Source organism: Klebsiella sp. A52, assembly GCF_018388785.1.
GTDB classification, from domain to species: domain Bacteria; phylum Pseudomonadota; class Gammaproteobacteria; order Enterobacterales; family Enterobacteriaceae; genus Klebsiella; species Klebsiella aerogenes.
In genome coordinates this window covers 4,714,602-4,728,852 of record NZ_CP074437.1, presented here as the reverse complement: position 1 = coordinate 4,728,852, position 14,251 = coordinate 4,714,602, and the positions used below count along the sequence as shown (strand labels likewise).

General features: G+C 55.0%; 14 protein-coding genes. 2 read left to right on the top strand and 12 right to left on the bottom strand.

Annotation, left to right across the window (positions count from 1 at the left end; translation table 11 throughout):
* Positions 1–55: 55 nt before the first annotated feature.
* The 8 genes from artJ to yahO form a co-directional block, all read right to left on the bottom strand.
* Positions 56–787, bottom strand: coding sequence for an arginine ABC transporter substrate-binding protein ArtJ (gene artJ / locus KGA69_RS22360; RefSeq protein WP_015367519.1), 732 nt, complete (start codon positions 785–787; stop codon positions 56–58).
* A gap of 179 nt (positions 788–966) precedes the next feature.
* A complete protein-coding gene (gene artM / locus KGA69_RS22355) occupies positions 967–1,635 on the bottom strand; it encodes an arginine ABC transporter permease ArtM (protein ID WP_015704859.1) in 669 nt (222 codons plus the stop codon).
* Positions 1,635–2,351, bottom strand: coding sequence for an arginine ABC transporter permease ArtQ (gene artQ, locus KGA69_RS22350; RefSeq protein ID WP_015367517.1), 717 nt, complete (start codon positions 2,349–2,351; stop codon positions 1,635–1,637). Before artQ ends, artM begins: the two co-directional genes overlap by 1 nt.
* Before the next feature lie 6 nt (positions 2,352–2,357).
* Positions 2,358–3,089 (bottom strand): arginine ABC transporter substrate-binding protein ArtI, encoded by a 732-nt coding sequence (gene artI / locus KGA69_RS22345; protein ID WP_015367516.1) that lies wholly within the window; start codon positions 3,087–3,089, stop codon positions 2,358–2,360.
* Between the two features lie 19 nt (positions 3,090–3,108).
* Complete coding sequence (gene artP, locus KGA69_RS22340; RefSeq protein WP_045396312.1) at positions 3,109–3,837, bottom strand: arginine ABC transporter ATP-binding protein ArtP; 729 nt, start codon at positions 3,835–3,837, stop codon at positions 3,109–3,111.
* Positions 3,838–4,063: 226 nt separating this feature from the next.
* Positions 4,064–4,579, bottom strand: coding sequence for a lipoprotein (locus KGA69_RS22335; protein ID WP_045396309.1), 516 nt, complete (start codon positions 4,577–4,579; stop codon positions 4,064–4,066).
* A gap of 146 nt (positions 4,580–4,725) precedes the next feature.
* On the bottom strand, positions 4,726–5,913 hold the full coding sequence (locus tag KGA69_RS22330) for an OmpP1/FadL family transporter (RefSeq protein WP_045396305.1): 1,188 nt from the start codon (positions 5,911–5,913) through the stop codon (positions 4,726–4,728).
* 299 nt (positions 5,914–6,212) lie between these two features.
* Entirely contained in the window at positions 6,213–6,485 is a 273-nt protein-coding gene (gene yahO / locus KGA69_RS22325) for a DUF1471 family periplasmic protein YahO (RefSeq protein ID WP_045396302.1), read from the bottom strand.
* A 364-nt stretch (positions 6,486–6,849) separates the two neighbouring features.
* On the opposite strand from yahO, the gene KGA69_RS22320 reads away from it, so the two are divergent.
* Both KGA69_RS22320 and KGA69_RS22315 read left to right on the top strand, forming a co-directional pair.
* Positions 6,850–7,989 (top strand): GGDEF domain-containing protein, encoded by a 1,140-nt coding sequence (locus tag KGA69_RS22320; RefSeq protein ID WP_045396296.1) that lies wholly within the window; start codon positions 6,850–6,852, stop codon positions 7,987–7,989.
* Positions 7,977–8,819 carry an N-acetylmuramoyl-L-alanine amidase gene (locus KGA69_RS22315; RefSeq protein WP_045396293.1) on the top strand — a complete coding sequence of 281 codons (843 nt, stop codon included), beginning with the start codon at positions 7,977–7,979 and terminating at the stop codon, positions 8,817–8,819. The genes KGA69_RS22320 and KGA69_RS22315 overlap by 13 nt, the downstream gene beginning before the upstream one ends.
* Positions 8,820–8,864: 45 nt before the next feature.
* Here KGA69_RS22315 and KGA69_RS22310 read toward each other — a convergent pair whose 3' ends face one another.
* The 4 genes from KGA69_RS22310 to poxB all read right to left on the bottom strand — a co-directional run bounded on the left by KGA69_RS22310 (position 8,865) and on the right by poxB (position 14,177).
* Positions 8,865–9,878: an NAD-dependent epimerase/dehydratase family protein gene (locus tag KGA69_RS22310; RefSeq protein WP_045396289.1), complete on the bottom strand. Its 1,014-nt coding sequence runs from the start codon at positions 9,876–9,878 to the stop codon at positions 8,865–8,867.
* A gap of 87 nt (positions 9,879–9,965) precedes the next feature.
* Complete coding sequence (locus tag KGA69_RS22305; RefSeq protein ID WP_045396285.1) at positions 9,966–11,408, bottom strand: SDR family oxidoreductase; 1,443 nt, start codon at positions 11,406–11,408, stop codon at positions 9,966–9,968.
* Between the two features lie 10 nt (positions 11,409–11,418).
* On the bottom strand, positions 11,419–12,420 hold the full coding sequence (gene ltaE, locus KGA69_RS22300) for a low-specificity L-threonine aldolase (protein ID WP_045396282.1): 1,002 nt from the start codon (positions 12,418–12,420) through the stop codon (positions 11,419–11,421).
* A gap of 38 nt (positions 12,421–12,458) precedes the next feature.
* Positions 12,459–14,177 (bottom strand): ubiquinone-dependent pyruvate dehydrogenase, encoded by a 1,719-nt coding sequence (gene poxB, locus KGA69_RS22295; RefSeq protein ID WP_213292669.1) that lies wholly within the window; start codon positions 14,175–14,177, stop codon positions 12,459–12,461.
* Positions 14,178–14,251: the final 74 nt, after the last annotated feature.

Below are 14,251 nucleotides of genomic sequence, written 5' to 3'. Positions count from 1 at the left end.
CGTTGCCGTTTGACCCGGCTCAGGCGGTTGCGCCGTAAGCCGGGAAGCGCAGGTCTTACTCCGGGAACCACTGGTTGCTAATTTTCTGGTAGGTTCCGTCAGCTTTAATCGCTTTCAGCGCGGCGTTGAGTTTTTCCAGCAGCGCTTTATTATCCGGGCGCACCGCAATGCCAAGACCGGTACCGAAGTACTGCGGGTCGGTCACTTTCGGCGTCGCCGCGCCTAACTGCGGGTTGGTCTTCAGCCATTCGTTGACCACCGCGGTATCACCGAAGACGCCATCGATACGGCCGTTTTTCAGGTCGATAATGGCATTCTGATAGCTATCGTAAGCGACGGTTTTCACTTCCGGGTGCTTATCCTGCAGGTATTTCTGGTGCGTAGTGCCGTTTTCCATGCCGATACGCTTACCCTTCAGGTCATCAAAAGAGTGGTACGCGTCTTTTTTGGCGATCACCAGCGCCGAGTTGGCATAGTACGGGTCGGTAAACGCGACCTGTTTGCTACGCTCAGGCGTGATGTCCATGCCGGAAATTACCGCATCATACTTTTTAAATTTTAGCGCCGGGATCAGGCTGTCGAAAGCGTGGTTGGTAAAAGTACAGTCGGCCTGCATTTGCTTACAGAGCGCTTTAGCCAGATCGAGATCGAAACCGACAATCTGGTTATTCGCATCCATGGATTCAAATGGCGGATAGGTCGCGGAAACGCCAAAGCTGATTTTTTCCGCGGCAGCGGCGCCAAAGGCGAAAGAGCTAAGCAGAGCGGCCAGAACTAACTTTTTCATAGTGGGACTCCCGTCGGTCAATCTTATGATGTTGTGCCGGTTTACGGCTGAAGTTCACAATGCCATTAAATGAATTTATATGCAATAAAGTTGTATGTTTATTTTATTGATTATAAAAAAAACGGGTAAGCATTGGCACTTACCCGTTTCATTATTTACTGTTTATGCATTTCGTAATGTTAGTTACGACGCTCGAAGGCCAGCGCTTTTCTTTCCACCAGACGCATCAGCAGCGTCAGCAGGCCGTTCACCACCAGATAAATGATACCGGCTGCGCCGAAGACCATCACGTCATAGGTGCGCCCGTACAGCAGCTGACCATGACCCATCACTTCCATCAGGGTGATGGTGTAAGCCAGCGAGGTGCTCTTAAAGACCAACACCACTTCGTTAGAGTACGAGGAGAGGGCGCGTTTAAAAGCATACGGTAGCAGAATCGCCAGCGTATCCTTCTTGCTCATCCCCAGCGCGCTGCAGGACTGCCACTGGCCGTCCGGAATGGCGCGGATGGCGCCGTAGAACAGCTGGGTAGTATAAGCCGCGCTGTTTAACGATAAGGCGATCAGCGCGCACAGCCAGGGCTCAGAAATCAGATGCCACAGCACCGGGTAATTCTGCAATGACGGGAACTGTCCTGGCCCGTAGTAGATCAGGAAGATCTGCACCAGCAGCGGCGTCCCGGTAAACAGGGTGATATAGCCGCGGACGATCCACACCACCACCGGCGTTTTTAACGTCAGGACGATGGTAAAGATCAGCGCCAGGATCAGCGCCACGACGATCGATGCCGCGGTCAGCGTCAGGCTAGTATGCAGCCCTTTCAGCAGTTCGGGTAAGTAATCGAGCATCAACCTGGTCTCCGTTCGAAGCGCGTCGCACGCTGGTCAATACGCTTGAGGATGTATTGACTCAACAGGGTGATGACGAGATAAATCGCTGCCGCAATGATGTACCAGTTAAACGGCTCCTGAGTACGGGTAGCAATACTTTTGGTTTGCAGCATCAGGTCGTTGACGCTGATAAGGCTGACCAGCGCGGTATCCTTCAGCAGCACCAGCCACTGGTTGCCCAGACCCGGCAGAGCATGGCGCCACATCTGCGGCATCACCAGGCGAAAGAATATCGCCGCCTTCGACAAACCCAGCGCTTGTCCGGATTCCCACTGCCCCTGCGGCACCGCTTTCAAGGCGCCGCGCAGGGTCTGCGAGGCATAGGCGGCATACAGTAGGGAAAGCGCAATGGCGCCGCAGAGGAACGGGCTGACGTCGAAGTTCTCAATTTGCATCTGTACCGGAATCTGCACAAACCCAAGATTGAGAGTAAAACCGTCAGACAGCGTCAGCAGCAGCTGTGAGGAACCAAAGTAGATAAACAGCACCACCAGAATTTCCGGTAGGCCGCGTAAAATCGTGACGATGCCGGTCGCCAGCCATGCCACAGGACGCCATTTCACCGACTCCAGCACGGCGAAAAGCATCGCCAGCACCAGGCCGATGACCAGCGCGCAAACGGCAAGGCCGACGGTCATCCCGGCGGCGCTTGCTAATGGAAAAAATTCGTTCATTCAGCGTTACTTCTGGAACCATTTGCTATAGATGGTCTGGTACGTCCCATCTTTCTTCACTTTTTCCAGCGCAGCATTAAATTTCTGCTGCAGCTCGGTATTGCCCTGACGAACCGCAATGCCGAGGCCGGTACCGAAGTAGTCTTTATCCGTCACTTTATCACCCACTGGCGCCAGCTTCGGATTGCTCTTCAGCCATTCGGTCACTACCGCCGTGTCGCCGAAGACGGCGTCAATGCGGCCGTTTTGCAGATCCAGTTTGGCATTCTGGTAGCTGTCGTAAGGAACGGTGGTGATTTCCGGATGCTTATCAGTGATGAATTTCTGGTGGGTAGTGCCGTTCTGCACGCCAACTTTTTTGCCTTTAAGCTGGTCAATGCCGGTGAACTTGCCCTGCTGGCCGACGAACAGCGCCGAGTTTTCATAATACGGGGTGCTGAACAGCACCTGTTTTTCACGCTCAGGGGTGATATCCATACCGGCCATGACGGCGTCGAAGCGGCGGAATTTCAGCCCTGGGATCAGACTATCAAAAGCCTGGTTAGTAAAGGTGCAGGTCGCGTCCATCTCTTTGCACAGCGCGTTAGCCAGATCGACGTCAAAGCCGACGATTTTGTTGTTGGCGTCTACCAGCTCAAACGGAGGGTAGGAGGCCTCGGTGGCGAAACGGATGGTCTGGGCTGCGGTAGCGGAAAGGCTCATGCCCGCGAGCAGAGCGGCAATCAGTACTTTTTTCATCGTTATTTCCCCGAAAACATCAATGTGAAAGATAGTTTTTAAAGGCGTCGGTTTGCGGATGCGTGAAGCAGTTAGCATCCCCTTGCTCAACGATATGCCCGTTTTCCATATACACCACGCGGCTGGCGGTTTTACGCGCCACTTCCACTTCGTGGGTAACGATAACCTGGGTGATTCCGGTCTCCGCCAGTTCGCGAATGATGCTGACGATCTGGGCAGTGATTTCCGGATCCAACGCGGCGGTGGGTTCATCAAATAGCAGCACCTGAGGCTCCATCATCAGCGCGCGGGCAATCGCTACGCGCTGCTGTTGACCGCCTGACAGATGCAGCGGATAGCGGTCGCTGTAAGGTTTAAGGCGTAAACGCTCGAGTAGTTTTTCGGCGCGCGCCAGCGCCTGATCTTTGGTTAAGCCCAGCACGCGGCACGGGGCTTCGATCAGGTTTTGCACCACGGTCAGGTGTGGCCACAGGTTGTACTGCTGGAAGACCATCCCGACATTCTGGCGCAGCTCGCGAATAGCTTTGTCAGACGGCGCTTTGGTGAAGTCGAATTGATTACCGGCGATGTTTAAGGTACCGGAACGCGGCATCTCCAGCAGGTTGAGTACGCGAAGCAGCGAGCTTTTACCGGCGCCGCTTGGGCCGAGGAGCACCAGCGTTTCCCCCTGCGGGCAATCCAGCGTGATGTCGAACAGCGCCTGGTGCGCGCCGTAGAAGCAATTAATGCCGTTTAGTTTAATACTCATCTGGGCAGTCTGATACGAATAGCTATTGAGGCCGCAAATAGTACCTTTGACAGAATAGTTATGCAATATTTATGCGTTAAAAGTTAAATGTAAACCACATTTATCACTAAAGTTAGCACAAAATATGGGTTCGTGTGGTAGGGGGGAACAAATGTCGGCATTACCGCACGGAATACCGACATTTTACCGGGGTTATCGTTTCAGCGGGGTGGCTTTAACGCCGAAATCAGCGTTTCTCAAGACTCTGACGCAGCGTACCCGCCGGAGCGTGGCTGTTTATGCCAAGGTAGCGGACATCGTCAACCGCCCAGCACTGGCCTTCCTGAATCATCAGCACTTCATCTTTCCAGCTCTGCGTACCCTGTTTCAATTCGACGCGCAGCGGAATATTGCGCGCATCGCGGTTCGGGATGGTCGAGGCGCTGGCGACGTCGGCGCTATCCGCCGGGGTGGAGCTGCTGGAGAATGGATTTGATTGCAGCAGCGCGTTACGCGATGGATCCTGACGGGCGTCGTTCAGCAGTTTAGCCAGATCGTCGCTCAGATACGGGCGCAGCGCGGTGAGATCGTTATTTCGGTGCTGGATTTGATAATCATAGAACTGCTGCGCTACCTCGTCCGGGCCGCCCTCGATGCAGGAACCGCTGCGGGTGCCGTTGTCTTTATAAGCCGGGGTCACGGTGGTACAGGCGCTCAGCGCCAGTGCGCAAGGCAAAACAAGTGCAAGAATGTTGTAGCGCATGATGATTTCCTTATGAACTCACTACGTTGTTAGATTCTGCTAAAGCATAGCGTAAGCGCGCCAATTGTACTTGACGCAAAGAGCTAAGACCTTGATGTGACAACGACCATCGGCTGCCCGCGCTGTTTGCGCAGGCAGCCGGCGCATCAGAACTGATAACTATAGTTGACGCTGGCGAACCACAGGTAAGGGTGATCGTAGCTGCCGGCGATGAGTTCCGGTGATTTTACGTGGGAAGATTGCATGTGCAGATAAGAGACCGCGACGCCGATATTGCTGGCGGGGGTTATCTGGTATTGCGCGCCGGTGGCGAAGCGCCATTCATCGCCGGTTGGCAGGGAAAGCGCCGTGTCGCTTTGCGAATCATAAACCGTACTGTCGAAACCGACACCGGCGTTCAGACGCCACTGCTCGGTCGGCCGGTACTGTACGCCGACGGCGGTATGCCAGGAGTCCTTCAGGCGGTTATTTTTACTACTTTCGTGACCGGCAACGGTGATTTGCGGGCTGCCGAACTGGCTCCAGTCCTGCCAGCCGAGATCGCCCATCACCGACCACTGTTTATTGATGTCATGCACCAGGCTGAGCATGATCTGCTGCGGCGCGCGGACCTGGGCGGAGATAGGCAAATCATACGAAACGTTCGGTAAATTGGGGAAACGCGCTTTCCCCTTAACGTTAAAGTCATAATCGGTTTTACTGTTCCAGGTGATGCCAGCGCGGGTCTGTTCGGTTAACTGCATCAGCAGACCCAGACGGTAGCTCATCGCCCAGTCATGGTCTTTATCTTTCTCGTCATTACCGTCGACGTTACGCGTCAGCGATAAATAACCATAGTTCAGGTTGGCGGAGGCGCCGACAGAGAGACGATCGTTAAGTTTCCACGCCAGCGACGGGCTCAGCGTCATCGCCACCATGGTGCTTTTCTTGATAAGACGATCGCCGGCCCAGTTGCCAAAATCGATGCCTAAACCGTAGTTGCCGTACAGGCCGATCCCGGCATACACCTCATCATTAATCTTCTGCGCATAAAAGCCGCTGGCGTTAGGAAACAGATTCATCACGTTTCCAGGGCTATTGCCGCCGTGGTCATTATTCATCTGATAGGAGATATCGCCGCCCATCAGTTGCGCGCCGCCGGTAAACATATGGTCAGGCAACCGGGTCATGCCGGCAGGATTGGTGACGATGGTGGAGGCATCCTGCGCGCGGGCGGCCTGGCCTGCGCCTGCCAGGCCGACGTCTTCGGTGCCGATTTCATAAAAATAGAGCGCGCTGGCATGGGTAAAGCCAGAGCAGAGCAACCCAGAAATAAGAAATGCGATTTTTTTCATTTGCCACCTGCGGTAATTTAAACGCGAGCATCTTCTTATGCCCAAAAGTATAGAGGACATCTCTTTTTGGCGTCGAATTTATACTGATAGTCCAGGGGGATATATTGCGAGTCCGATAACGGAGTGGATTAACTATTTTAGACGTTATCCGGATTAGCATCCTGATGAAGGCGCATATTTGATATGACTAGTCGCGGATGGTAAATGAGAAAGGCGTATAAAAATAAATGTTCGCAGGAAAATTAAAAAGAAGCATTATCATCCTCAGATGATAATGCTCTTATAATGCGAAAAACTAATTATTTCTTCTTATAGATATTCGCGGATACGTGCAGTTTCTTGTCGGTATTGCCGGAAGAGAGAACTACAACGTCAGCGCCTTTTTCATCGGCTTTTTTGATCAGTTCTTCGCGCGCATCGCTTGGCGCAGTTTGACCGGTAGAGGAGATGGTACCAATTTTGTGGTATTGACCCTGTACTTTAGCGAAATCTTCTTTGCTCAGAATTTCTGCAGAAAATGCGTTCGCGGTTAAAAACAATGCTGCACCTGCCACTAAAGCTGCATATTTCATATTATTAATCTCCATTGTTTATCTTGCTATCATCATGCCCTTGTTTTAACTAACCAATGAGCGCCATCAGATTGAATCAAGCCCGTCTTTTTTTCAAGCGAAATGCTGCATTTTTATGACCTTTAATTAACGATTTTTTAAAGAAAAGATGACGTGGTTCTCATTGATAACGCTTGCTTTTTATTGCTCAATAGACTGTATCGGGGCGTAAGATCTTTTTCATCTGTCGTTAGCTGAAAATGACGTTAAGCGGCGAGTGGCTGAAGCGGCCGGCAACAGACATTCCCGGATTGATGGTTTATCATATAGAAAAGTTACCGCGGGCAGCTTAACGCATTGTCCAGATGCTGAAAAAGGAGTAGCTATGCCGACAGAACAACGGCTGGATCCGCGCGAAAATCGAACGATGCTGTGGGCCAGTCGCGAAAATGTGCAAAAACACGCGCTGTCGCGCAGCATGCCGTGGCTGGCGTTCGTCAATATTGCCTTTGCCTTGATGGTCATCTTCCGCAACGTTCTGTTCACCGAGTTCAATCATCAAAGATTGACTAATCCAGATATTATCCCTTATCTGGAGATGGCGCTTGGGGTCATTATCGTTTTCTCGCTGGCGCTTTGCGTGATGGTTATCTCCGGGCGAATATTAAGTGGTATTTATGCCACTAAAGTGATTTCTGCTATCTTATTGATCCTCAGCTTATGTTGGGCAATGAGTAGTTACTGTTTCATCATTTTATGGTCGCTGCCGTTCGCCTGGCCGCTGCTGGTTATTTTAATGACCACCGGTCTTGCCGCGCTCTATTATTTCCCGGTGGGCCTTGTAGCTTACCTTGTTCCTTTATGGGGTACTTCATTACTCGCTGGGGTGCAAATACATCACGGCGTCGATTTACGTTTTTTAATTCTTTGGGTAATTTGTACCGCTATTATGGTATACGGCCGTCAGATATTACAGCGCTGGTATGATGAAGCCTGGAATACCCATCAGGAGAATATGCAACTGATTAACCGGCTGGAAAACATGGCTAATCAGGATGCGTTGACGGCGACGGCTAACCGTCGGGCGCTGGACAATTTTTTGGCTCAGGCCTGGGAACGGAAAGAGCCGCTGGCGCTGATCATTCTCGATGTCGACTTTTTTAAACGTTATAACGACCACTACGGTCACCAGGCCGGTGATTACTGCCTCTCCTGCATCGCCTCAGTGCTGAAGATGTCGGTGCGCGCGCAGGATGATATGGTGGCGCGCTATGGCGGCGAGGAGTTTGTGATTGTCCTGCCGCTGCAATCATTAGATAGCGCTACGGCGGTGGCGCAGCGGATCCAACAGAAAATTCGCGAAGCGGCGCTGCCGCATGCCAAATCCGATGTTGGGCCGCTGGTGACGGTCAGTATGGGGATTGTCGCTTCAGAGGGAGGCACCCCGCCTTCAGAGTTGATCGCGCAGGCGGATGCGGCGCTGTATAAAGCTAAGCAAGAAGGGCGTAATCGATGGTCTTATTAGGAAAGCGCATTATCCAGCTTGCGCTTGCCGCGTTGCTGCTGGCAGGCTGTGCGCAGGAGCAGGGCATTGTCGACAAACAGGGTTATCAGCTGGATACCCGTCATCCGGCGCAGGCGGCTTATCCTCGTATTAAGGTCCTGGTCATTCACTATACCGCCGATAACTTTGATGTCTCGTTGGCGACCCTGACCGATAAAGAGGTCAGTTCGCACTATTTAATTCCCGAGCAGCCGCCGCTGCGCCACGGTAAACCGCGTATCTGGCAACTGGTGCCGGAGGAAGATTTAGCCTGGCACGCCGGCATCAGCTTCTGGCGCGGCAGCACGCGGATCAACGATACGTCGATTGGTATTGAGCTGGAAAATCGCGGCTGGCAAAAAAACGGCGATATAAAAAGTTTTACCCCATTTAATCCAGCGCAAATTGCAGCGCTTATCCCGCTGGCGAAAGATATCATCGCCCGCTATCACATTCAGCCGCAGAACGTCGTCGCCCATGCCGATATCGCGCCGCAGCGTAAGGACGACCCCGGCCCGCTGTTCCCGTGGCGAGCGCTGGCGCAGCAGGGGATTGGTGCCTGGCCCGATGATGCGCGTGTCGCCTTTTATCTGCAAGGGCGCCCGAGCTGGCAGCCGGTCGATCGCGGCGAATTGTTAGACCTGCTGTCGCGCTACGGCTATCAGGTCACTCCGGAGATGACCCCGGCGCAGCAAAAACGGGTGATCATGGCTTTCCAGATGCACTTCAGGCCATCACGCTGGGACGGCGTGGCCGATGCGCAAACGCAGGCCATCGCCGAGGCGTTGCTGGAAAAATATGGGCAGGGGTGAACATTTGGCAGCAAACAGGATGGTTTGCTGCCGTAATCGACGGTTTTAATCGTGCAGTTTACCGTGGTCTTTTAACCACGCTGCGGTGCGCGAAACGCCCTCATCCAGGGTAACGATCGGCTGATAGCCAAGTTCCTGCTGGGCGCGGGAGATATCGAGGGTAAAGTCGAAATTGAGCTTTGAGACGCCGTAATGGGTGAAGGCCGGTTCTTTTGCCGATTTATTACCGAAATGCTCCATGCTACGGGCGATAATATCCAGCATCGGATAGGGCACCGAACGGATTCGGCACTTGATGCCCAGCTCGTCAATAAGCTTCTGCACAATGCTTCGCAGCGTCCGCGGCTCGCCGTTGCTGATATTCCACGCCCGCGCGGAAGGTAAGTGGTCGCACTGCGGCTGACTGGCCAGCCACATCGCATGCACCGCATTTTCGTAGTAGGTCATATCCACCAGCGCGTTACCGCCGCGCGGCAGGAGCACGCTGCCGTAGTGGCGCATCATCTGCACCATTCGCGGAATAAAGACCTTATCATGCGGCCCGAACAGGCTTTGCGGGCGCAATATCGTAAAGCGGGTATGCGGGTTCGCCTGCGCCAACAGATTGATAACCTCTTCGCTGGCCGCCTTGCTGCGGGCGAATTCATTGGCGAAGCGGTGCGGGCGGAAATCTTCCTGAATATCGCGATGGTGGTGATAATCGAAATAGAGCGAAGGCGATGAAATATGGACGAAATTGCGTACGCCCCAGGCCACGGACCATTCGCCAAGGCGGCGCGTTGCGCGAACGTTGGCTAAATCGAAGGCTTGCTGGGTTCCCCACGGCGAGGTAAAGCTGGAACAGTGCCATAGCGTATCGATACCGGCGAGCATCACTTTAGCCTGCGAAGAGACCAGTTCGGTTAGATCAGCGGGAATAAACTCCGCGCCCATTTTGCTCAGAAGCTTACCCATCGCTTCGTTGCGCCCGGTCGCTCGCACGCTGATGCCCTTGTTGCGCAGATATTCCACCGCATTACGGCCTAATCCGCTGGTCGCACCGGTAACCAGTACCTTCATATCAATCTACTGTCCCAGAAAAGAATTTCGTGCGCATTTTTCCGTGATTCTCCCGAGTATGCAATGAGAATCATGAAAGAATAACGCTTAATCTTCGTTTTTGCCTGTGATTTGCTCGGCCTGGCGGGCGATGCGTCGCGCCATGCCGCGAAAAATAAACAGATGCGCCGGGATCATCAGCAGCCAGTAGAACAGGCCGGGCATGCCGTGTGGATGCCACCAGGCGCGAACGTCGAGCTCGCGATGGTCGCCTTTATCGCGAATGGTAAAGCTTAAACGACCAAGACCGGGAGCTTTCATGCCAAACAATAGGGTTAACTGTTGTTCTTCTTCCACAATAATCACTTTCCAACTGTCGACCGTATCGCCGGTTTGCAGATAGTCATGCCGCGGTCGCCCTTTGGCCAGGCGGTGGCCGACCAACAGGTCCATAGCGCCGCGGATTTTCCACAGGATATTGCCGAAGAAGTACCCCTCTTTGCCGCCGATTTGGTTCACCACTCGCCACAGCGCCTTACGGCTCGCCCGGGTGCTAACGGTGCAGCCTGCCTGCTTGGGGTAGTAGCCATACTCCGGCCGCCAGCGGGCGAAAGCCTGAGCGTCGTAGCCCCAATCGCTGGAGTTCACCAGCTGTTCTTCCTCTTTCAGGGTACGACGCACCGCCTGATCGAAGGGAATCAAGGTTTGCGGGATCAGCGCGCGTAGCGAACGATCGTCGGCGATCAGATCGTGCTTGAGCCCCTGAATCAGCGCTTTAGCGATGGTGGGGGGCACCGAGGTGATAACGTTGAGGAACCACACCGAAATCCAGCGGGTCGGAAAGGGGATAGGGATCAACAGGCGATGCTTACCGCTGACCGCCATAAAATGGGTGAACTGCTGCTGATAGCTGAGAACATCCGGGCCGGCGGCCTCGAAAACGCGGTGTTCACGGGCCGGATGGTTGAGTAACTCCACCAGATAGTAGAGTAGGTTTTCCAGCGCGATGGGCGTGGTGCGCGATCGAACCCAGCGCGGCGGCGTCAGCACCGGCAGGTTGTAAACCATGTCGCGCATCACTTCAAAAGCGGCGGATCCGGCGCCGACGATGATACCCGCCCGTAACTCGGTGACGGGGATCCCTGACTCGCGTAGAACATCGGCCGTCACCTGGCGGGCGCGCAGATGGTCGGACTGCTCCTGCGCCGGAGCCTGCAGCGAGCTGAGAAATATCACCTGGCGCACCGGCGTCTGACGCAAAGCATCGCGCACGTTAACGGCGACCCGGCGTTCATGGGCGATGAAATCACCGCCTTCGCCCATGCCATGCACCAGGTAGTAAAGGGTATCGACCCCGCGAAGCAGAGCAGGGAGATCCTGCGGCTGATTGAGGTCGATAGCGTGGCAGGTGACGCCGGGAAGATCGAGCTTCTGCAGCCTGTCGATATGGCGTGCCGCCGCCAACACCGGATAACCTCGCGCGCTTAATTCGCGCACCAGATGCTGGCCAATATAGCCGCTGGCGCCAAGCACCAGAATAGATTGCGACACGCCTGACTCCTTAGCGTTGTAAAAAGGCTTGCCAGTGACCGACCACTTCCGTCAACTGCTGGCGGTTAACATCGAGATGCATGACCAGACGCACGACAGGCGAGGCGTTGATCAACACGCCGCGGGCCTGCATGAATTCGCCGAGCGCCCGAGCCTGCTCCTCACCGACGCGCACGAACAGCATGTTGGTGTCGTGGCGCATCACGTCAGCGCCGACGGCGCGAAGCTGTTCCGCCATCCACGCGGCGTTGTCGTGATCCTCCTGCAGACGGGAAACGTTATTCTGCAGAGCATACAGACCGGCGGCGGCCAGAATGCCTGCCTGACGCATCCCGCCGCCGACCATTTTACGCCAGCGAATGGCGCGGCGGATGTACGCTTCGTTGCCCAGCAGCAGAGAACCGACCGGCGTACCGAGCCCTTTTGACAGGCAAATGGTGAACGAATCGCAGTACTGCGCGATATCGCGCAGCTCGCAGCCGTACTCTACAACGGCGTTGAAGATACGCGCCCCATCGACGTGTAGCGCCAGATTGCGCTGGCGGGTGAACGCCCATGCCTCTTGCAGATAGCCACGTGGCAGCACCTTACCGTTGTGCGTGTTCTCCAGGCTTAACAGGCGGGTGGGGGCGAAATGGATATCGTCGGGCTTAATTTTGGCCGCGACTTTATCCAGCGGCAGCGAACCGTCCGCCGCGGCATCGATCGGCTGCGGCTGAATGCTGCCCAGCACCGCAGCACCGCCGGCTTCATACAGATAGTTATGCGCGCCCTGGCCGACGATGTACTCTTCGCCGCGCTGACAGTGGCTAAGCAGGCCAACGAGGTTGGCCTGGGTGCCGGTAGGCAGAAACAGCGCCGCCTCTTTACCTGCGAGCTCAGCGGCATAGCGCTGGAGTTCATTGACGGTCGGGTCGTCGCCATACACATCGTCCCCGACAGGGGCGGCCATCATGGCCTCCAGCATGGCGCGCCCGGGGCGGGTTACGGTATCACTGCGAAGATCTATCACGGCATATCCTTGTTCTGATTCAGGGTGATAGCATTGTTTTACCTGAGCCAGTTGGTTTTCGCTAGTTCAATGACTTCGTCTCCGCGTCCGCTGATGATCGCGCGCAGCATATACAGGCTAAAGCCTTTAGCCTGCTCCAGCTTAATTTGCGGCGGGATAGCAAGCTCTTCCTTAGCGACAACTACATCGACTAATACCGGACCGTCGGTGCTAAAGGCGGTCTGCAGCGCCTCATCAACCTCAGAGGCTTTCTCGACGCGTATCCCTTTGATCCCGCAGGCTTCGGCAATGCGGGCGAAGTTGGTGTCGTGCAGTTCGGTTCCATCGGTCAGATAGCCGCCGGCTTTCATCTCCATCGCCACGAAGCCGAGAATGCTGTTATTAAAAATGACGATTTTTACCGGCAGCTTCATCTGCGCCAGCGATAAAAAGTCACCCATCAGCATGCTGAAGCCGCCATCACCGCACATCGCGATGACCTGGCGATGCGGCGCGGTCGCCTTGGCGCCAATAGCCTGCGGCATGGCGTTGGCCATCGAGCCGTGGTTAAACGAACCCAGCAGGCGGCGTTTGCCGTTCATTTTCAGATAGCGCGCCGCCCAGACGGTAGGGGTACCGACGTCGCAGGTAAAGATCGCGTCGTCGTCGGCAAAGCGGCTAATCTGCTGCGCCAGATACTGGGGATGGAGCGCTTTCTCGCTGGGTTTGGCGAGATCGTCAAGCCCTTTACGCGCTTCGCGATAGTCCTCCAGCGCTTTATCGAGGAAGCGGCGATCGGTTTTCTCTTCCAGCAGCGGCAGCAGCGCTTTCAGGGTCGATTTGATATCGCCCACCAGCGCCATATCCACCTTACTGTGCGCGCCGATGCTACCGGGGTTGATATCGATCTGGATAATTTTGGCGTCGGTGGGATAGAACGCGCGATAGGGGAACTGGGTGCCGAGCAGGATCAGCGTGTCGGCGTTCATCATGGTATGGAAACCGGAAGAGAAGCCGATAAGCCCGGTCATGCCAACATCGTAAGGATTATCGTATTCGACGTGCTCTTTGCCGCGCAGAGCATGGACGATAGGGGCCTTAATTTTCGCCGCAAACTCTACCAGCTCCTGGTGCGCGCCGGCGCAGCCGCTGCCGCACATCAGGGCAATACTACTCGAGTAACGGATAAGCTGCGCCAGCTTGTGCAGCTCTTCGTCCGCCGGGGTGACCGTGGGCTGCGGCGCATGATACCAGTGGCTGCTGGCGCTTTCCGGAGCCGGTTTCAGCGCTACGTCGCCGGGCAACACAACTACCGAAACGCCGCGGTTAATGACCGCCTTACGCATGGCGATAGCCAACACCTGCGGAATTTGCTCCGGAGTGGAGACCAGCTCGCAGTAGTGGCTGCATTCGCGGAACAGCTCTTGTGGATGGGTTTCCTGGAAATAACCGCTGCCGATTTCGCTCGAGGGAATATGGGCGGCGATGGCCAGCACCGGTACGTGGTTGCGATGGCAATCAAACAAACCGTTAATCAGATGAAGGTTGCCCGGCCCGCAGGAACCAGCGCACACCGCCAGCTCGCCGGTGAGTTGGGCTTCGGCACCGGCGGCAAAGGCGGCAACCTCTTCATGCCGGGTCGGCATCCATTCGATGGTCCCCATGCGGTTTAAACTGTCGCTCAAGCCGTTGAGGGAATCCCCGGTTACGCCCCAAATACGTTTAACGCCAGCTTGTTCAAGGGTTTTTGCAATATATGACGCCACGGTCTGTTTCATGGTTTTCCATCTCCTTTTTGTGATAACGCTATCAAGCTTAGATGAAACTACAGGTCGCGTTGCCGATTGCCCCT

Excerpts from the sequence above, each read along its gene's own strand:
- artJ (WP_015367519.1), bottom strand. The coding sequence starts at position 787 with ATGAAAAAGTTAGTTCTGGCCGCTCTGCTTAGCTCTTTCGCCTTTGGC.
- artM (WP_015704859.1), bottom strand. The coding sequence starts at position 1,635 with ATGCTCGATTACTTACCCGAACTGCTGAAAGGGCTGCATACTAGCCTG.
- artQ (WP_015367517.1), bottom strand. The coding sequence starts at position 2,351 with ATGAACGAATTTTTTCCATTAGCAAGCGCCGCCGGGATGACCGTCGGC.
- artI (WP_015367516.1), bottom strand. The coding sequence starts at position 3,089 with ATGAAAAAAGTACTGATTGCCGCTCTGCTCGCGGGCATGAGCCTTTCC.
- artP (WP_045396312.1), bottom strand. The coding sequence starts at position 3,837 with ATGAGTATTAAACTAAACGGCATTAATTGCTTCTACGGCGCGCACCAG.
- KGA69_RS22335 (WP_045396309.1), bottom strand. The coding sequence starts at position 4,579 with ATGCGCTACAACATTCTTGCACTTGTTTTGCCTTGCGCACTGGCGCTG.
- KGA69_RS22330 (WP_045396305.1), bottom strand. The coding sequence starts at position 5,913 with ATGAAAAAAATCGCATTTCTTATTTCTGGGTTGCTCTGCTCTGGCTTT.
- yahO (WP_045396302.1), bottom strand. The coding sequence starts at position 6,485 with ATGAAATATGCAGCTTTAGTGGCAGGTGCAGCATTGTTTTTAACCGCG.
- KGA69_RS22320 (WP_045396296.1), top strand. The coding sequence starts at position 6,850 with ATGCCGACAGAACAACGGCTGGATCCGCGCGAAAATCGAACGATGCTG.
- KGA69_RS22315 (WP_045396293.1), top strand. The coding sequence starts at position 7,977 with ATGGTCTTATTAGGAAAGCGCATTATCCAGCTTGCGCTTGCCGCGTTG.
- KGA69_RS22310 (WP_045396289.1), bottom strand. The coding sequence starts at position 9,878 with ATGAAGGTACTGGTTACCGGTGCGACCAGCGGATTAGGCCGTAATGCG.
- poxB (WP_213292669.1), bottom strand. The coding sequence starts at position 14,177 with ATGAAACAGACCGTGGCGTCATATATTGCAAAAACCCTTGAACAAGCT.